The 19,193-nt window shown below is 45.6% G+C and carries 13 protein-coding genes and 1 tRNA gene; 8 read left to right on the plus strand and 6 right to left on the minus strand.

All coding sequences use genetic code 11. The features are described 5' to 3' along the window. The 4 genes from AC27KT_RS13290 to smrA form a co-directional block, all read left to right on the plus strand. A partial coding sequence (locus AC27KT_RS13290) for a beta strand repeat-containing protein (RefSeq protein WP_487130694.1) occupies window positions 1–4,261 on the plus strand: 4,261 nt, incomplete at its 5' end. Between the two features lie 207 nt (window positions 4,262–4,468). Beyond that, a tRNA-Arg gene (locus AC27KT_RS13295) sits at window positions 4,469–4,543 on the plus strand. A gap of 132 nt (window positions 4,544–4,675) precedes the next feature. Then, window positions 4,676–4,801 (plus strand): hypothetical protein, encoded by a 126-nt coding sequence (locus AC27KT_RS13300; protein WP_268891133.1) that lies wholly within the window; start codon window positions 4,676–4,678, stop codon window positions 4,799–4,801. A gap of 159 nt (window positions 4,802–4,960) precedes the next feature. Then, window positions 4,961–5,548 carry a DNA endonuclease SmrA gene (gene smrA, locus AC27KT_RS13305; protein WP_487130697.1) on the plus strand — a complete coding sequence of 196 codons (588 nt, stop codon included), beginning with the start codon at window positions 4,961–4,963 and terminating at the stop codon, window positions 5,546–5,548. Window positions 5,549–5,715: 167 nt separating this feature from the next. Here the strand turns inward: smrA and AC27KT_RS13310 are convergent, their stop codons facing one another. Then, window positions 5,716–5,856, minus strand: a complete 141-nt coding sequence (locus tag AC27KT_RS13310; RefSeq protein WP_012517588.1) for a hypothetical protein — start codon at window positions 5,854–5,856, stop codon at window positions 5,716–5,718. A 261-nt stretch (window positions 5,857–6,117) separates the two neighbouring features. After that, window positions 6,118–10,005: a phosphoribosylformylglycinamidine synthase gene (gene purL, locus AC27KT_RS13315; RefSeq protein WP_487130699.1), complete on the minus strand. Its 3,888-nt coding sequence runs from the start codon at window positions 10,003–10,005 to the stop codon at window positions 6,118–6,120. 176 nt (window positions 10,006–10,181) lie between these two features. On the opposite strand from purL, the gene mltF reads away from it, so the two are divergent. Further along, window positions 10,182–11,585, plus strand: a complete 1,404-nt coding sequence (gene mltF, locus AC27KT_RS13320) for a membrane-bound lytic murein transglycosylase MltF (RefSeq protein ID WP_487130701.1) — start codon at window positions 10,182–10,184, stop codon at window positions 11,583–11,585. Window positions 11,586–11,867: 282 nt separating this feature from the next. Next, a complete protein-coding gene (locus tag AC27KT_RS13325; protein ID WP_487130703.1) occupies window positions 11,868–12,023 on the plus strand; it encodes a hypothetical protein in 156 nt (51 codons plus the stop codon). A gap of 101 nt (window positions 12,024–12,124) precedes the next feature. On the opposite strand, the gene tadA is transcribed toward AC27KT_RS13325, so the two are convergent. Further along, window positions 12,125–12,748 carry a tRNA adenosine(34) deaminase TadA gene (gene tadA / locus AC27KT_RS13330; RefSeq protein ID WP_487130705.1) on the minus strand — a complete coding sequence of 208 codons (624 nt, stop codon included), beginning with the start codon at window positions 12,746–12,748 and terminating at the stop codon, window positions 12,125–12,127. Window positions 12,749–13,071: 323 nt separating this feature from the next. Between tadA and AC27KT_RS13335 the strand changes: the two genes are divergently transcribed. Beyond that, window positions 13,072–13,299: a hypothetical protein gene (locus AC27KT_RS13335; protein WP_136781038.1), complete on the plus strand. Its 228-nt coding sequence runs from the start codon at window positions 13,072–13,074 to the stop codon at window positions 13,297–13,299. Window positions 13,300–13,359: 60 nt separating this feature from the next. On the opposite strand, the gene AC27KT_RS13340 is transcribed toward AC27KT_RS13335, so the two are convergent. Next, window positions 13,360–15,327 (minus strand): monovalent cation:proton antiporter family protein, encoded by a 1,968-nt coding sequence (locus AC27KT_RS13340; RefSeq protein ID WP_487130707.1) that lies wholly within the window; start codon window positions 15,325–15,327, stop codon window positions 13,360–13,362. 261 nt (window positions 15,328–15,588) lie between these two features. On the opposite strand from AC27KT_RS13340, the gene AC27KT_RS13345 reads away from it, so the two are divergent. Then, complete coding sequence (locus tag AC27KT_RS13345; RefSeq protein WP_487130709.1) at window positions 15,589–16,488, plus strand: GGDEF domain-containing protein; 900 nt, start codon at window positions 15,589–15,591, stop codon at window positions 16,486–16,488. Window positions 16,489–16,601: 113 nt separating this feature from the next. Here AC27KT_RS13345 and tilS read toward each other — a convergent pair whose 3' ends face one another. Together tilS and accA are read right to left on the minus strand one after the other, a co-directional pair. Continuing rightward, on the minus strand, window positions 16,602–17,927 hold the full coding sequence (gene tilS, locus AC27KT_RS13350) for a tRNA lysidine(34) synthetase TilS (protein ID WP_487130711.1): 1,326 nt from the start codon (window positions 17,925–17,927) through the stop codon (window positions 16,602–16,604). A 278-nt stretch (window positions 17,928–18,205) separates the two neighbouring features. Further along, window positions 18,206–19,162: an acetyl-CoA carboxylase carboxyl transferase subunit alpha gene (gene accA, locus AC27KT_RS13355; RefSeq protein ID WP_014948567.1), complete on the minus strand. Its 957-nt coding sequence runs from the start codon at window positions 19,160–19,162 to the stop codon at window positions 18,206–18,208. Window positions 19,163–19,193: the final 31 nt, after the last annotated feature.

Here is a 19,193-nt window from a genome sequence, read left to right on the forward strand (position 1 = left end):
TACCAATGACACCACGCCAGAGCTTACCGGTACGGTGAACGACCCCAATGCGGTTGTGGTGGTAACGATTGATGGCAACGACTATACCGCTACCAACAATGGTGACGGCACGTGGACGCTAGCTGACAATATCGTCGCACTGCTTGCTGAGGGCAATTACACGGCTGTGGTTACTGCCACAGATGCGGTAGGCAATGTTGCAACTGACACAGGTACAGTTGTTATCGATACCAGTATTGATGAAAACAATAACGGTCAGACAGTAACGTTCGACAGTATCTCAAACGACTCTGGCGTGGCTGGAGACTTTATTACTAGCGATAGCACACTTATCTTTAATGGTACGGTGGATCTTGGTGACAATACTACCCTAACCGTTACCGTTGATGGTACGTCCTATACCTTTGGCACTGACCCCGAACTTACTATTGATGGCAGCGGTAACTGGAGCCTTGATTTAACGGGCACTACGCTACCAGCAGGTACCTACGCGGTGGTGGCAACAGTCACCGACGAAGCAGGTAACTCGGCGAGCACGGCAAGCCAAAATGTTATCGTACAGGCTCTCGATGCTATAAACGACGGCAACACCGTTGATATGGGCGAGCCTGTAGTGACAGTATATCCTTCGGAGACCACCAGTAATGTTGACGTTCTTGAGGTAGGGCTTTTCACGCCTGGTGTTGATGCCGCAGCTACCTTTACGGTCTCCCCTAATAATGTAGGTGAAGTCTTTGTAGAAGTTCAACAAATTGCGCTTGCTGCAGTTGCAGATGCCTATGCGGTTCAAGTTTATGATGAAAATGGTCAGCTTGTTTATCAGGGAGGAACTGCGAATTCGGAGTTAGTTGACATAGGTGGGTTAGAAACCTTCAATATTTCGAATGACGAAACGGTTTCTTTCTCTCTAGCAGGTCTGGATGCAGGAACCTACTACGTTGTTGTTCGCAACGATGAAAGCAAATTAGAAGAACTACTAGACGGTGATGGAAGTGGAGATGTCAGCCTTGTTGAACTTGGTAACGCAGGCGTTGTACTAGGACCAAATAACCAAGACGCCGTATTAGATTTCATTGAAACTACGTTAAATGATGATGTTTTAGGCTTGGGGATTTTAGGTGATTCAGTTGGCACATTAACGAGAAATGCTTTAGAAGCAGCCCTGATAGACACCCCTATTATTGGTGCCGGAGGAATAGCGGCTATACTCGTTGATGAACTAACTGATCCTTTAGACCTTCTCGGTGTCACTGGTCTTCTTGACGCAGTTATTAGTCAGGTAGCTAAGGCATTACTCAGCAATACAACATCAGTACTAGAAAACACTGACATCACCACCACATTAACCGAATACACCTACACAGGTGATTTAGTGGCCCAAGGCAACCTAATTGATGGTGACTTAAGTGGTGTGGGCACTGACACCATTTTAGACGGTGCCCAAGTAATCCTGGTTACCAATGCCTCTGGTGACAGTGTTGCTGTTCCTGCTACAGGTACGGTTTCTATTCAAGGTGACTATGGCGTACTGGAAATTGCTGCAGACGGCACTTACACCTATACCGCCGATGGTGACCGCAGTGCAATTGGCCAAGACGAAGTGTTCAACTACACCTTATCAGATGGTGAAACTTCTGATATTGCGGCGCTTACCATCAATATTTCTGGCAGCGACTTCCCGCCAGTAGTAGCGCAAACCGATAACAATGATATGGAGCTAGGCGCACAAACCGCCATCGTTAATACACCAGTTACTGATAGCGACTTGCAGGTGATTGACATAGCAGCAGGTTCACCTGCCGCAGGCTCTCCTACCGCTAGTACAACATTTACTGTCGGAGCCGACTACTTCGGAGAAGTGGTTGTAGAGGTTAGCCAAACTGCGCTAGTTGCAGTGGCCAATGGGTATAGAGTTGATATTGTTGATGCAGATGGCAATGTAGTTGCCTCAGCAACAGCACAAGACAGCCCTCTTGTTGGTGACGCTGTAGGGTTAAGTGTCTTGGGCTTGTTAGGTGATGACACCTTGGTGGCAAAGTTCTCTGGGCTCCCTGCTGGAGACTATGCGGTTGTTGTTCGTAACAGTCAAAGCTCCCTCGAAAACTTGTTTGACCAAGATGGAGACGGCTCGATTACACTTACTGAACTAGGCGATGGCGGGGTTGTTCTTGGCGAGGAAAACCAAGAGGTAGTGCTAAATGCTATTGAAACTGCGCTAAATGACGAATCAGGTTTAGGGGTTATACCTTTAGGAACTTTAGTAAGAGAGTTTATTCTTGAGCCAATCCTAGCTACCACAGACACGATTGGAGCTGGCGACTTGGTCGGTACTATTAACTCAGGTCTTACAACGCTAGGAGTAGCACAGTTATCTGATGCTCTCATTGACGACATTGCCGCAATCTTGCTTAGCAATACGATATCCTTACTAGAACAAACGGATGTGACTACAACACTAACGGAATATCAGTTTGAAGGTAGCACAACGACGTCTGGGAATGTTATCGATGCGGCTAACACAGGCGATGTAGCCGATAGCATTGCCGAGGGCGGCGTAGTGACGCAAGTTACCCATTCCAATGGAGAGTCAGTGACGGTATTGGGTACTGGTTTATCTGGCATTACCATTGAAGGTGATTATGGCGACCTCACCATCTTTGAGGACGGCAGCTACACCTACGTAGCCAACGGCGTACGTGACGGCTTAGGCAATACAGATAGCTTTAGCTACACCATTTCAGATGGCACGAATACCTCTACCGCCAATCTTAACTTTAACTTGTCAGGACAAGGAGTATCGGCAGACTCGGCCCGTGCTGAATTGACCTATGATTTTGTTACGGACACCGGACTGAATGAACAAGACGCACTTTCTTATAGTTATATATTGGGGAACATAGGTGGCTTTAGCGATGTTAGCAGAACATTTGACGTAACGGCAAACACCACCCAAGATATTACGTTAAACGTTGATAACGGCAGCCTAGCGTCACTATTTTCAAACGTTACTATTACCGTAGAAAAGTTTGTAAACGGAGCGTTTGAAGCGTATAGGGTTTTCCCCAGTGATGAAATTGTTAGCCTATTGGGCATTAATGGCAATACCGTGCTTACCGTCAACGGGTTAACTGAAGGCATATATCGGCTGTCGATGAGCGGTACGACAGGCGTTAGCGTAGCCGGCAGCATTAGTGTAGACCTAACCTCAACCATCAACTATCTTGATCAGTTTGAAGTCAGTAGCGTACAAACGGCCACCGGCAAGTTGTTTGAAAACGATGTGCTGTTTGGTTCAACATACGACGTCACCGTATCTACCGATGGAACAACCTTCCAAGATGCGACTGGCGGCATTACGTTAGTGGGAGATTTCGGCACGCTACAAATTGACGAAACTGGCGCATACACTTATACCCCAGACAACACGCTAGCCGTTTTTGGTGGGACTTTAACGGATACCTTTACTTATCGTATCGCTTATCCAGACGGTACTGTCGAGCAAGCAGAGTTTAATGTCTTTGTGACGGCATCCGGTGAAGGTGTTCCTGATGTGGTGACAGGCAGTTTATCTGAGCCTGTAAGTGCGTCAGATAGCAATGGCACAGTGGTAACTGACGAGCCTACTGCACCTGATGTTATTGATCTAACAGGGCAAACGCTTCAAACAGTCGACCTGAACGCTGAAACTAGACTGGTAACACCAGAAAACGAGCCCACTGCACCGCTTATGAGCACAGAGCCTGTCGAGAGCATTGAACCTATTGAGACTGCGCCAGACATCATCACGCTTCCTGAAGAAGAGGTGAGCTCACTTGGAACAAATGTCGGCGATAGCTTTGGTGGAGGAGACACTATTGACTTGTCTGGCACTAAGATTGAAACCGTTGATGTAGGTGGACCGTTGCCTACTGCACCGAATGAAGGCACAAACCCGCTTTCATCTGAGGCTTCAACACCTGAAAGTACTCTGCCTGATGACACCATCACGCTTCCAGAAGAAGACGATATAGTCTCTGGGGGTCCGGTGACAGAGGTAACTGTTGACGTCGTCGATATTGATCTTCCCCCAGAAGAGTTGATTCTGCCGTCAACAGAGCCTACTTCAGTCGATTCAAATAGTGAGGGCGCATCTCCTGATGCTAGTGACGGACTTGTAGGCGATACGTCTAAAGAAAGTAGCGGTGACGTGACAACGGCTTCTCCGACAGAGTCTGAAGTGCTGAAAACAGCGATAGATAAACTTCCACCAACGGACATCTAATCTCGTTGTGAAGTTAACCTAAAGCCCTCGCATTTGACGGGGGCTTTTTATTGGGTAGATTAGAATCACATGGTATTCATACCAATCCGCATAGATAAGCCGTTTTAGCCGTATAAGTACGTTGTTATAAAACACTGCACCTTATTGATTAATCGAAGGGTTTCGTATTTTTTGTAACTACGTATAATAGATATTCTTACGCATTAGGTCCCCATAGTTTAATGGATAAAACAAGGCCCTCCTAAGGCTTAGATGTTGGTTCGATTCCAGCTGGGGACGCCATTTTGGCGGGCTAAAACCCAAAATACAGTAAACCTTGCTATACATTTCGCTCCCCTATCATCATGTTTATTTCTTCTACTTTGGTTGTAATTTAATCGAATTGAGCAATACTCTTCTAAACAGGAGAGCACAATGACTTTCGATTCGTCCCCCCAAAAAGAAACAGGCGATGATGTTGAAACACCGAGTGATTCAACATTTACCGAAGAGGAATGGTTTGCCATAGAGGCTCTATCTGAGCCCGGTGCCATCTACTAACCGATGAAATTTCAAAATTAATCCCCATTTTTATAGCCGTTGCCTATTTTAAGCGTCGTCTATCTGCGCGTTTAGCTTTCCAATAAGTACACTTCGCATAGACCATCAGGCAAAAAATAACGTATAAATAATGATGTAGTAGTTAATACGGGGAATAGTATGAGCCAATTTGAAAACGATGATATCGATTCGTTTTTTGCAGAAATGCAAGATGTAAAACCTATTGCATCAGATGATAAGGCTTTATTACACGACCCTGAAAAGGCGCTCGCAGAAAAGCAGAAACGTGCCGCCAGGCAGATGAGCATCCGCGAAAAGCTCGTTATCCCTCTGAGCATGGAAGGTATAAAGCCGGTACCGCCTGATGATTTTATACATTTCCAGCAGCCCGGCATACAAGACGGCGTATTTAAAAAACTTCGTCTTGGTAAATACCCCTTGGAAACCAATATAACGCTATCAGGAAAGACACTAGAGCAAAGTCGCGACCTGATTTATAGCACCATTAAATCAAGTCACGAACGAGGGGTTCGTGCACTGCTCATAAAACATGGAACAGGTGAAAATAGTAAACCTTTTCCCGCCTTGAAAAAAAGCTATGTTAACCATTGGCTACGCGAACTTGAAGAAGTGATTGCCTATCATACTGCGCAACCTATGCACGGCGGGTTTGGTGCCACATATGTGCTTTTGAAAAAGCATCCGCAGCAGAAATTGATCAACAGAGAAAAAAATAAGAAGGGATAAAATGATAGGCTAAAACTCGTTGAGTCGGCTTTGCTTTTTAGGCTTATTTCTTGGTGTAACTTTTAGCCTTTTATAAAGAAACGCCCTATCTTTAAAGTTTATTGTCCCCTAATGATTAACGCCCGTATCAAGTAACTTGATACGGGCGTTAGAATTTTTCTTTCAGACTACTTAACTGAAGACAGCACACTTAGCGTTGTTGGAGCTTCGGCAGACTTCGCAGATGTGCTAAAAACAGCAGTTACGAACATCAACACTACAGCTACAGCTACTCCGGTTAAGCCAAACCCTTTTGAAGAACGATTCATCGGTCGTCTCTTATTATTAATAACCAGGTGGCAAATGCCATTCTCTGGTACAGCCCTAACTCAACTCCTGTAACCTAGATGCATTCCTTGCTTGCACTACAATAGATCAGTGACAAACTGATGACAAGGGCAAAAATCAGATTTTTGACACTTTGCCAAAGCTTTGACGCCTATTTATGGTATGCGCATTTATTAAACAGTATTTTTCTAATGACTAAAACAGGGGTTTCCCCCTGCTTTAGTCAAAATAAGCGTGTTTTGTTACCCAACAAATTTACGGGCATTTCTGAAGATACGCATCCACGCGCCGTCTTCTTGCCAATCGTCTGGACGCCACGAGTTTGCTACTGCTCTAAATACACGTTCAGGGTGCGGCATCATGATCGTGCTGCGTCCGTCTAGTGAAGTTAGACCTGTGATCCCCTGCGGTGAACCATTAGGGTTAGCTGGGTATTGCATGGTTGGCTTGCCGTAGTTGTCTACGTAACGCATCGCCACCTGCGCGCCTACTTGTGATAGCGCGTTGTCATTAGCAAATTCAGCCTGACCTTCACCGTGCGACACCGCAATAGGCATACGCGAACCTGCCATGCCATCAAGCAGCACAGAGTTAGACTCCATAACCTCAACCATAGCAACACGAGCTTCAAATCGCGCCGACTGATTGGTCACGAAATGTGGCCAATGCTCAGTACCTGGAATCAGTGATTTAAGGTTCGATAGCATCTGACAGCCGTTACACACACCTAAGCTGAACGTATCGTTACGGTTGAAGAAGCCTTCGAATTGATCGCGAGCCATGCTGTTGAACAATATAGATTTCGCCCAACCTTCACCTGCACCTAACACATCGCCGTAAGAGAAACCGCCACAAGCAGCAAGACCAGCAAATTGCTCAAGTGTAATGCGACCCGCTAATACGTCACTCATGTGTACATCGATAGCATCAAAGCCTGCACGGGTAAATGCGGCCGCCATTTCAAGATGCGAGTTAACGCCCTGCTCTCTTAAAATCGCCACTTTTGGCTTAACGCCTTTAGCAATATAAGGCGCGGCAACGTCTTCGTTTACATCATAAGACAACGCAGCATGCAAACCAGGGTCGGCAGCATCTTGCTTTGCAGCGTGTTCTTGTTCAGCACACTCTGGGTTATCACGAAGCTTTTGCATTTCAAACGTGGTTTGTGCCCACGTTGTGCGCATAGATACGCGGCTATCCGCAAGCACGGCTACACCGTCGCGGTTAAACTCAATCATATCTGTGCTATTAAGCGTACCGATATCGTGAGTCAATTCGGTTAAGTCAAACTTAGCCAGTACAGCGTTAACTGCTTCTAGGTCGCTTTCGCGCACTTGAATAACGCCGCCCAATTCTTCATTGAATAGTACTGCAATGTCATTACCTTTAAGGCTATCAAGGTTAACACTTACGCCTGTTTTACCGGCAAAGGCCATCTCAGCCACTGTAGTAAATAGGCCGCCGTCTGAACGGTCGTGATAAGCACACACCAAACCTTTTTCGATAAGCGCCTGCATAGCATCAAAGAAGGCTTTAAGGCGAGCAGCAGAAACCACATCCGCTGGGCTATCGCCAAGCTGTGTATAGACCTGGGCTAAACAGCTAGCACCCAAGCGATTTTTACCTTCGCCCAAATCAAGCAACAACAAGCGGCTTGCACCTTTGTCAGTGCGTAGCTGAGGTGTTAGGGTTTTGCGAATATCTTTTACTGCACCAAAGGCTGAAATAACCAGTGAGAGCGGAGAGGTCACCGCTTTATCTTGACCGTTTTCATTCCATGCGGTTTTCATCGACATAGAGTCTTTACCCACAGGAATGGTTAGGCCTAGCTCTGGGCAAAGCTCCTCACCCACGGCTTTTACCGCTTCATAAAGACCCGCATCTTCACCTGGGTGTCCAGCTGCTGCCATCCAGTTTGCAGACAGTTTAATACGCTTAATATCGCCAATGTTTGCTGCGGCAATATTGGTTAACGCTTCACCCACAGCAAGACGTGCTGACGCGCCGTGCGATAGTAATGCAACAGGCGTACGTTCGCCCATCGACATAGCTTCACCGTGATAGGTATCAAACGCTGTTGCGGTTACCGCCACATCTGCCACTGGCACCTGCCATGGACCTACCATTTGGTCGCGACTAACAAGACCGGTAACCGAGCGATCGCCAATGGTGATAAGGAAGGTTTTCTCTGCCACAGTAGGCAAAGATAAAATGCGATTTGCTGCATCACTTAATGTAATGCCAGCCTCATCTAGTGCTGGCGAGCTTACCTTGGTCGAGCTTACGTCGCGGTGCATTTTAGGCGGCTTGCCTAAAAGTACATCTAGCGGCATATCTATAGGTTTGTTGTCAAACTGACTGTCGTTCAGGTTCAGGTGCTGTTCGGCAGTGGCTTCACCAACCACAGCAAACGGCGCGCGTTCGCGGGCGCAAATTGCTTCGAATACAGGCATATTTTCAGGCGAGACAGATAAAACATATCGCTCTTGCGATTCGTTACACCAAAGCTCTAGCGGCGTCATACCTGGCTCATCAGACAATACTTTTCTAAGCTCAAAGTTACCGCCACGGCCACCGTCATTAACCAGCTCAGGCAGTGCATTTGAAAGACCACCTGCGCCCACATCGTGGATAAACTGGATAGGGTTGTTATCCCCTAGTTGCCAACATGCATCAATCACTTCCTGACAGCGACGTTCCATTTCAGGGTTGTCACGCTGTACTGAAGCGAAGTCTAAGTCTTCGTTTGACTGGCCAGATGCCATTGATGAGGCTGCCCCGCCGCCAAGACCAATGTTCATTGCGGGGCCGCCAAGCACAATAAGCTTAGCGCCTACCGTGATTTCGCCTTTTTCAATATGCTCACGGCGGATGTTGCCTAAGCCACCAGCTAACATAATCGGTTTGTGATAGCCGCGCACTTCAACACCGTTGAAGCTATTGACTTCTTGCTCAAAGGTACGGAAATAACCCAGTAACGCAGGGCGACCAAATTCGTTGTTAAACGCAGCGCCGCCTAGTGGCCCTTCAAGCATGATATCCAGGGCGCTTACAATACGCTGTGGCTTGCCGTACTCGAATTCCCACGGCTGTTCGGCACCAGGAATACGTAAGTTAGATACGGTAAAACCAACTAAACCCGCTTTAGGTTTTGAGCCACGACCAGTAGCACCTTCATCACGAATTTCACCACCAGAGCCGGTTGCCGCACCCGGGAAAGGTGAAATAGCTGTTGGGTGGTTATGAGTTTCTACCTTCATCAAAATATCAATATTTTCATGATGGTATTCGTATTGATGCGACTGAGGGTTCGGGAAGAAACGCCCTGCTTGCCATCCTTCCATTACCGCTGCGTTATCTTTGTAGGCTGAATACACGTGATCAGGTAACAACTCGTAGGTGTTTTTGATCATTTTAAACAGCGACTTCTCTTGGTCCTCGCCATCAATGGTCCAGCTAGCGTTAAAAATTTTGTGGCGACAGTGCTCAGAGTTTGCTTGCGCAAACATGTAAAGCTCAACGTCAGTCGGGTTTCTGCCTAGCTTAGTAAAGCTATCAAACAGGTAATCAATCTCATCATCAGCCAATGCAAGGCCTAACGACACATTTGCATTAACTAGCGCGTCTTTGCCTTCGCCTAATACATCTACGCTGGTAAAAGTATTGGCTTCGGTGTGTGAAAACAGCACCGCAGCTTCATCAGTATTGGTGAACACTGATTCGGTCATTCTGTCGTGTAAGAAGCTAGCGATAAGCGCAAAATCATCTTCACTCACAGCGTTTTCTGTTTCTATATAAAACGCACAACCACGTTCTATGCGGTTGATATTTTTTAGACTGCAGTTGTGAGCGATGTCGGTGGCTTTAGAAGACCAGGGAGAAATAGTGCCGGGGCGAGGAGTAATAAGGAAGAAGGTTCCAGAAGGGGTTTGTGCTTGCCTCGCGGGGCCGTAAGTGAGCAGCTTCTCGAGTATCTCTATTTGCTGCTTAGACAAGTCACCTTGGGAATCGACTAGGTGAACATATTCGCTATATAGGTTTTTAACCCTAACGCCGGATTGACCCAGCTTTGCAATCAGTTTAGTTTGGTTAAACTCTGATAGTGCAGGAGCGCCTCGAAGGACCAACATATTGATTTACCTGGTTTGTTAGAAACAACGACCACCAATGCGACGCGTTGCCTCTTGGATTGATGAGTATTTCGGCGCGGATTATAGAGTAATTATGCGCAGTAAGTAACCTCATAACGCGCTTACATGAACTTTTTTTTAAACTTAGATGGTTTAATGACAACAAGTAAAGGTCTATGCAGTCACAAGACTATAAAAAACGATTAAAACTACAATTAATAATCATATTATCTATTGCTGTTATAAGCTGTGGCATTCCTTCAGTCCCCACTGCCTTGTCTTCACTACTGGAACGAGAGTCTATTCGTGTGGGAACGGTATATGGTGCAGGAACATTTTATAACGGTGCAGAAGGCCCTCAGGGGTTTGAATATGAATTGCTGGCTGGTTTTGCCGATTACCTTGGCGTAACACTCGACCTGTATCCGTTTTACAGCTACGAAGTCATGTTGGAACAATTAGAAGAAGGTAACCTAGACATTGTTGCAACGGGCGATGCGGTCACGCCCTCACTCAAAAAACGCTTCGCTTACGGGCCCGCCTATCAACATGTTCAACAAGAGCTCGTCTTTCAAGCTGGGACGTCAAGACCAAGAGACTTACTAGCACTCGATGCCCCTATAGTTGCTGTTGCTGGTAGCAGCCAGGCACACTTACTTTCAGACTTACTGAGCAATTTTGGCGATGTAGAAAACGATACCGAGAGCGTTTCGCTAAAAACCGAAATTGTTACTACAGAAGATTCTGACTCTGAGGAGTTGTTACAACAGGTTGCCAATGGAGACATTTCCTACACAGTGGCAGACAGCAACCGCCTAGCTTTGCAACGTAGACGTTACCCGAATTTGGCAGTGGCAAAGACCCTTAACGAAGATATGCCGATGGCATGGGCCCTTCCGTTAGATCAAGACGATTCAGTGAAAGCAGCGCTCATTGAGTATTTTGGTACAGTGCATCAATCAGGCTGGTTTACGGTGTTAGAAGACAAGTACTTTGGTCATATTCGCCAGTTTGATTACGTCGACAGTCGCGCGTTTAATTATGCCGCCGAAACTGCCCTAGCCCAATACAAACCACTATTCCAACAATATGCCGGTGAACTAGACTGGCGATTACTTGCGGCCATGAGCTATCAAGAAAGCCATTGGGACAGTGACGCTATTTCAAGAACTGGGGTTCGCGGCCTAATGATGTTAACACTGGATACAGCAAGTGATTGGGATGTAGATGACAGGACAGATCCTGAGCAAAGTATTCGCGGTGGATCACGTTATTTTGCGAGTTTGCTAAGTCGTATACCCGCGCGAATTAGCGAGCCAGACAGAACTTGGATGGCCATGGCATCATACAATATCGGAATGGGGCACTTGGAAGATGCGAGAGTGCTTACCGAGCAACAGGGCGGTAACCCTGACTTGTGGGTAGATGTGAAACGCCGCTTGCCACAGTTAAGGCAAAAGAAATATTACCGCACAACGCGCTATGGCTATGCTAGGGGGGATGAAGCTTTGCAATACGTCGAAAACATTCGCCGTTATTACGACAGCTTAGTATGGTTGGATGAACAAGGAAAAATTTAATGCTGTTCGTTTTATCTTTCTATTGAAAATTGTCATTTCGATGTCATCTTTATGCCGTACCCTTAAAAGAAGTTAGTCAGACACTGACTTACTTTCTCTAAACAACGGTTTTTCTTGACGATAATTAGCTTCCAAAAAGCTTAGGCACTTTAAGAGCACACGCTCTTTTAGGCTTCCCCTGGATAAACGCGGGGTTCGAGCCAAAAAACAAAGCGCTTTGTATGACGGAAGAAAGTGGCCTCGGCAAGCAAGGAGTGCCCACTATATGAGAAAGGAAAGTAAATGAAAAAAAATCGATTTATGAAAAAAGGAATAAAATTGAAAAACAACAACAGACGCAGACTTATGCTTAAGCGTTGTCACCAAAAAGTACTTCAGCGCCGCAAGCTATTTGTTACCAGCGATATGTTCACCCAGTTAACTCGCATGCCTAGCTAAGCTAACTTTATGCTGTTTGGTTCTTAATGATTTAACCCGTAAACGATACAAACCCAAAAGGCGAATACGCTAATGAGCACGTCTTCATACAAAGCTATAAATTAGCTTGAAGCATCTCCCTCTAGCAATCGTTTCGCCTTTTTGGCTGCCTTGATCTCTTTCCTGCGCTTGCGAAAAAAGTCTGACAACTTGTTAGCACACTCGTCAGCTAGTATGCCAGGTACGATCTCAAGCTGGTGATTAAGCGCAGGATGTTGTAAGAGGTTCATAACTGAACCTGCAGCGCCCGTCTTCGCATCCTTAGCACCAAACACCACACGCTTTACTCGTGCATGCACCAGCATGCCTGCACACATAGAACAAGGTTCTAACGTAACATACAAGGTAGCATCAATAAGTCGGTAATTTTGTACAAAAGATGCGGCTTCTTTAACAGCGCGTAGCTCTGCATGGGCAGACGGGTCGTTATCCGTTATCGGGGTATTGAACCCTTCACCTATAAGCTTACCGTTTAACACTACACAGGCACCAACAGGCACTTCGCCGTGCGATTCCGCTTTATCAGCTAACGCGAGTGCATGTCTCATCCACATTTCGTCTTCTTGCGTCGCGACTTCTTCTGTAGAAATTACAGCCTGCTGTTCTTGCACAGCTTCTGGTTGCAGCGCTTGCTTATTTGCAAGGTCTAAGTCTGAAGATGGACAGTTACTATTTTGGTCACTCATTCGTCAATTTTGCTACTTTACTTGGTGAATTTCATTAATAATTATTTTGTTTTAGCTTAGGTAAACATTCTAACTTGTTAGAATGTAATGACTTTTGTCACTTGGCAACCTACTTGCAAACTTTCATTATAACACTGCTGGTGTGAAGGACTTAACTGGTTACATTTTTTACTAAAAACCACGTTAGATAAACGCTATAGTACCTGAAGCGAAGCAGTAGTTTTACCAGTAAGTATTTGACTAAAATGTGGGTAAATAAGGCAACAGGCTAAATTTTAACCTACACTGTTTTAAAGCCATTTGTGAGGGATACCACCGTGAATATGACCGCGATTGCAATAGTAGCCATTTGTGCCTGGGCCTTAGTGACCATTGTCGAAAGTGCAAAAGATAAAAGTAAGAAGAAACTTAGCAACAAAGAGACCGAAGCCTACAAAGCCGAAATTGCAGAACTTAAGGAACGTGTTTCAGTGCTCGAGAAGATAGTGACAGACGAGCGTTACGACCTAAAAAAGCAATTTGCAGACTTAGAAAGCGACCGCGTTGCCTAAGTTTCAATTCACGTGATGCAACACTTATTATCCGGCAAGCGCGCTACATTTAACTGCGCGCTAGCTTCCTTCTAGTAACTTGCGTTCCGCCCGCTCTACCCGACGGGGTTTACCCGCGATCACCAGTACGTCATGGGCTTTCAAAATAGCATCTTGATCTGGGTCTTTAACTTCGTTTCCATCCCGCCTTAGGCCCTTAATCGCTACTCGCATTCTCGAAAAATCAATCTCTTTTATAGCTTTGCCTATACAAGAAGCATGTTCAGACAGCACTACAGCATGGATAAACTCTAACTTGTCTTCTGTGCCGTAAGTGATTTCTGTTGTTTCTCCCGGGTAAAAGCCATGCATATGATCATAACGACCTTTTCTCTCAGCGCGAACCCGTTTCAAAATTCGCGACATCGGCACACCAGCGTAGTGGAGCACCTGCGATACCAACATTAAGCTGCCTTCTTGTAATTCGGGTACTACTTGGTTAGCACCTGCGTTGTACAAGCTTTCTAATTGATAATCTCGCTTAGTGCGCACCATGACATCAGTTGTGTTCGTTATACTTCTTGTCTGTGTTATCACTTGCTTGGCCTTGTCTACCTGATCAAAGGTCACAAGTACGAGCTTGGCACTTTCTACATTGGCATTAAGCAATATATCTTTTTGACTCGCATCACCGAAAATAACGGGCTCTCCTGCATTTCGACTCTCGTGCACTCTGACAGGGTCCATATCTATAGCAACAAAATGAATGCCTTCCATTTTCAGCATACGTGCTACTGACTGGCCAACGCGGCCAAACCCACAAATAATGACGTGGTTGGTTAACGGCTCTGCATTGCCAATGCTCACATTGTCATCGAGCGAGATGTCCTTATTAACAATTCGTTTAGCGATAGTGACGCTGTTATTCATAAGCCACGGGGTTAACGCCATACTGATTACACCCATACATACAATCAGTGATGATTGCTCAGACGTTAGCACGCCGTGTGTCGTAGCAAGCGCAGCAATTACAAAACTAAACTCGCCAATCTGACAAAGTTTAACTCCAGCAGACCAGCCATCTATTGCATCGGTTTTAACTAATAGAGATGCGCCTCTTACTAAAATGACTTTAACTATCATCAAGGCAAAAACGCCAAAAACAATCTCAAACAGGCTGTTCCATAGTACGGTGAGTTCTAACTGCATACCCACGGTAACAAAAAATAACCCCATTAAAATATCTCGAAACGGACGGATGTCGGCTTCAAGTTGATACTTGTATTGGCTTTCGCCCAACATCATACCTGCCAAGAAAGCGCCTAGCGCCATGGAAAGCCCAAAGTAATAAGTTAGCCCTCCTGCCAATAGGGCAATCAATATAGTGGTCAGAACAAATAGCTCGTCAGTCCTTGTTCTTGCTACCTCTCTAAACACCCAAGGTAGTAACCACTTACCCACTGACATTAGAAACGCAATGACAAACACACCTTTAAGCAACGCCTCGCCTAGAGCTAGCGCAATACTTACCTCACCAGTTTGTGCTAAAAGAGGAATAGCAATTAGGAAAGGAACCACCGCTAAATCTTGAAAGAGTAAGATACTCACCGCTAATTGTGTACGCCTGTTATTAAGAATGCCCATTTCGGTGGCTTGCTTAATTACAATAGCGGTTGAGCTTAACGCCAGCGTACCGCCAATAATGATAGACGCACTCATTGGGATCCCGAAAAATAGAGGAACACAGGTAAACACAGCAGTAGTGAATAACATTTGCCCGAGCCCCACGCCAAATACTAAAGAGCGCATTGCCAACAATTTAGGTAACGAGAATTCAAGACCTAGTGAAAAGAGTAAGAACACTATGCCTACTTCAGCGAGCAGATGCATTTCTTCTGGGTGTGCAAACACGGAAAGTAATTGTGGACCAGCGAGCACGCCGGCAAAGAGGTAAGCAAGAATTGGAGGGAGATGAATGCGTTTAAATAATGCAACCGCACATACCGATATAAACATCAGTATTACGATATTCAAAAAACTCGTTCCCACGTAACCTCCTAGAACACGTTCACTTCCATTCGTAAAAAAAACCGTCAAACAGGACGGCTTTGCGTTTTAAGCTAAAGACTAGCGCCATAATCATGTTGTTGGCATTTAGCTTGCAGTGTCCCCTTTACAAATGCAGATCCGGCAAGTTTTGCCGCTGTGATCGTCATAAATATCGCGAAAATGCGATTGTGGCCACAGAAACGTCAGGGCTTTGACACTTGTTTCTTTGCATACCAACGCATTTTGTATAGGGGCACTACTGTGGATTTTTCAACGTCAGTCTACGATAGCACACAACATAACAATTTTTACCCTGCTGAGAGCACAGGTAAATCACTCTCTTTTAGTGAATTATCAGGCTTCGTAACACAGCTCCTTTCTACGCTTGAACTTCAAGAGTTGGGTGGCGTGTATTTTCAGCAGCTAAATACGTTACTGCCGGTTGTTGGTTTCAGCTTATCTGATTTTGACTCCCGTTGGGTGTACGGTAATGCAAAAATATCGTCAACACTGATGGATTTACCACTACAAGGTGCTAATGCCGTTAATGGCGAGCAAGCTCATGTCTATTATTACATTAGTTCACCCTTGTCGTTATCGCAACGGGAGAGTCTATTCCAACTGCATGATTTATTTGGAAAACAAGTAAAGCACGCTCTTTCATTGATGCGTGTGCAGCAGATGGCAACTAAAGATGTGTTAACTGGCTTGGGTAACCGTGCGGGCTTTGAGCAGTCAATGACAAGACAACTCGGTTGGGCGCATAGACACGACGACCCTTTCGCACTTTTGGTGATCGACTTAGATAACTTTAAATACGTGAATGATAATTTTGGTCATAGTGAAGGTGACAAAGTACTTGTCCATGTTGCATCACATTTAGCTAATGTTTTGCGGGATGAAGACGAAGCCTTCCGCTATGGCGGCGATGAGTTTTGTTGCTTGTTAGACTGCCAGACCCAGCAACAATTAGCGTGCGCCGCTCAACGAATACAAATGAGCATAAATAGCTCCAACTACTTGTCTCGCTTAGGTGTATCAACCAGCCTTGGTGGCGCGATTTATCGCGACGGCGACACGATGAGCAGCTTGTTTGACCGTGCTGACAACGCCCTGTATCGCGTGAAAAACTCTGGTAAGAACAGCTATCACGCCGCATAACGTTGCTATTTATAGGAGCGGCAAACGCATGCCGCATCTGTGTTTTATTGCCGTCATCACACTACAACGAGACCTGCTGAGCGTTTCCGTGGAAAACGGAAAGAGATAAGGGTCTAATCAGGATTAAAGTCTATTACTATACCAGGTGCTTTGGGCTGCAGATAAACACAGCGTCCTTCAACAATAAGAGCGACAGGCTGCTTGTTTAGAAAAATGACCGGCACGCCATTTCTCTCCCATCTTGGCACGCGCCATACCTTAAACCACTCTTTCAACAGCTTAGATACGCTCACACTCTCTGGTTTTATTTTTAGGTTGCGAGCATTGGTTTGCAAAGAAACCTTATCGCCTTTTTTCTGGTCTGATAATGTGACCCTAATATTACCGTGTAACCAAGAAAGAGGGATATCTTGACCTAACGCCAGTTCAAGGTTTTGCGGGATCTCGTGGTTATCGTTCACCACCCAATAAAGATCTTGGTCAAACCGCATCACCCTGCCCCATTTAAAGTTTACTTCTGGGGTTGCGTCGTGCTTTGCTTTTAGCATAGCAATTACTTGGTCTGTCTGTGCTTTTGAAGGCGACAGCTCGCCTTGCGATTTGAACCACGCGCGAATGACCATAGCCTGCCAAGGTAAAGATAAGTCAGCAAGTTTCTGTCCATCTAACCTAAGTTCTGTAAGTTTACAATCTTCAAAATATTTTTGGACAGAATCGCTGACTAGTGCACTTTGCTCAGCACAAAGCTCTGCGCTTCGCCCCACAGTCTTGGTTAACTTAGGCCACCTCTCAAGCAAATGAGGTATGATCTCGTTCCTTAAAAAATTCCTGTCAAAGCTGTTTTGCTGGTTAGATTCATCCTCGACCCACTGCAACATTTCTTCTTCGGCATAAGCCACAATCTCGGCTTTCTCTAGGGAAAGCATAGGTCGCATTATCAAGGTGTCACCTCGGTACTGCACTTCTCCCATACCCGCTAAGCCTTGTGGACCAGCACCGCGTTTTAGCTGCAGTAAAACCGTTTCAAGCTGATCTTCGGCATGTTGCCCCAATAGCAGCACACCGCCTATTTGGTCACACACTTCTAACAATGCATTGTATCTAACCTTGCGCGCTTCTGCTTCTAGGCTTTTTCTCGAGCCCGTATCAACATCAACTCGATACAAATGAAATGCTATGTCTTCAAGACGACACTGTAATTCGCAGTGCTTTGCCCACTGTCCGGCATTATCACTTAAACCGTGATGTACGTGTACAGCATGAATTGGGCTATCAAACTGTTCCCGATACGCAATAACAGCTTGGAGCAGAACGGTCGAATCCACACCACCGCTGTAAGCAACGACGAGTGGCGTTTGAAGTGGTAGCTTTACATCGGTAAGAGATGTCGCTATGCGGTTAACGATATGTTCGATTGTTGGGGATTGTAGAGGGGTCACAGACCGGTAATACCTTATTCTTTCAACTTAATTTCTATTAGGGGTACTTGGCTTAGCACTGGTTTTCTAATAACACACTTTCTAAAACCACACTTTCTAATAACACAAAGGGGTTGGTTACCTATGGTAAACAACCCCCATGTTCTTATTCGACATTACATGAACCAACATGAATTAAGCCACCGCTCGCAAGACTTTATATCAAGCGTCTAAACTCTGATAGAGCCCAGGTGTACATGGCGGCTAAATGCAATTTCATGCTAGTTTTCTTAATGAAATTAGCAATAACCGAACGACATTAAACGCTGGTAACGCTCTTCCATCAATTTAGTCTTATCTAGTTCTTTAAGCTGGTTAAGCTGCTGCTTAATCACGGCCTTCAAATTAGCCGCCATGCCATTGTGGTCGCGATGGGCGCCACCTAGAGGCTCTTCAACAATACTGTTAATCAGGCCTAGCTCTTTAATTTGTGGCGCACTTACACCCATAGCTTCAGCAGCGAGTGGTGCTTTTTCTGCGCTTTTCCACAAAATAGACGCACAACCTTCTGGTGAAATAACCGAGTACGTAGAATATTGAAGCATATTAACGCGATCGCCAACACCAATCGCTAGTGCACCACCTGAACCACCTTCACCGATTACTGTACACACGATTGGAACAGTAAGCTCAGCCATTTCGAATAAATTTTTAGCAATGGCTTCACTTTGGCCACGCTCTTCAGCGCCAACACCTGGATACGCTCCTGGTGTATCGATAAAAGTGATGATAGGCATGTTAAAGCGCTCAGCCATCTTCATAAGACGCAAAGCTTTACGGTAGCCTTCTGGTTTAGGCATACCGAAGTTACGCTTAATTTTTTCGTTAGTGTCACGCCCTTTCTGATGACCAATAATCATCACCGGCTGATCATCTAGCATTGCTGGGCCACCAACAATCGCTTTATCGTCAGCGAACGCGCGGTCGCCTGCAAGCTCATCGAATTCGGTAAAAATACGAGGAATGTAATCTAACGTGTAAGGACGCATTGGGTGACGTGCAAGTTGAGAAACTTGCCATGCGCCAAGATCAGAAAAGATCTTTTTAGTCAGCTCTGCGCTTTTACCGCGAAGCTTATTGATTTCTTCTTCAATACCAACGTCAAACTCGCCACCTTGATTCACCAACCTAAGCTCTTCAATTTTTGCTTCTAGTTCGGCTATGGGCTGTTCAAAGTCCAAAAACTGTATACTCATTTCATGTCCTATTCGTACTACGCTCGTCTAT

The sequence above is a fragment of the Alteromonas sp. 5NW40-0090 genome, from assembly GCF_057552975.1.

What these genes read in the sequence shown, in the direction of transcription:
- accA (WP_014948567.1), bottom strand. Translation starts at nt 19,162, where the DNA reads ATGAGTATACAGTTTTTGGACTTTGAACAGCCCATAGCCGAACTAGAA.
- purL (WP_487130699.1), bottom strand. Translation starts at nt 10,005, where the DNA reads ATGTTGGTCCTTCGAGGCGCTCCTGCACTATCAGAGTTTAACCAAACT.
- AC27KT_RS13300 (WP_268891133.1), top strand. Translation starts at nt 4,676, where the DNA reads ATGACTTTCGATTCGTCCCCCCAAAAAGAAACAGGCGATGATGTTGAA.
- AC27KT_RS13310 (WP_012517588.1), bottom strand. Translation starts at nt 5,856, where the DNA reads ATGAATCGTTCTTCAAAAGGGTTTGGCTTAACCGGAGTAGCTGTAGCT.
- AC27KT_RS13335 (WP_136781038.1), top strand. Translation starts at nt 13,072, where the DNA reads ATGACCGCGATTGCAATAGTAGCCATTTGTGCCTGGGCCTTAGTGACC.
- mltF (WP_487130701.1), top strand. Translation starts at nt 10,182, where the DNA reads ATGCAGTCACAAGACTATAAAAAACGATTAAAACTACAATTAATAATC.
- tadA (WP_487130705.1), bottom strand. Translation starts at nt 12,748, where the DNA reads ATGAGTGACCAAAATAGTAACTGTCCATCTTCAGACTTAGACCTTGCA.
- AC27KT_RS13325 (WP_487130703.1), top strand. Translation starts at nt 11,868, where the DNA reads ATGAAAAAAAATCGATTTATGAAAAAAGGAATAAAATTGAAAAACAAC.
- smrA (WP_487130697.1), top strand. Translation starts at nt 4,961, where the DNA reads ATGAGCCAATTTGAAAACGATGATATCGATTCGTTTTTTGCAGAAATG.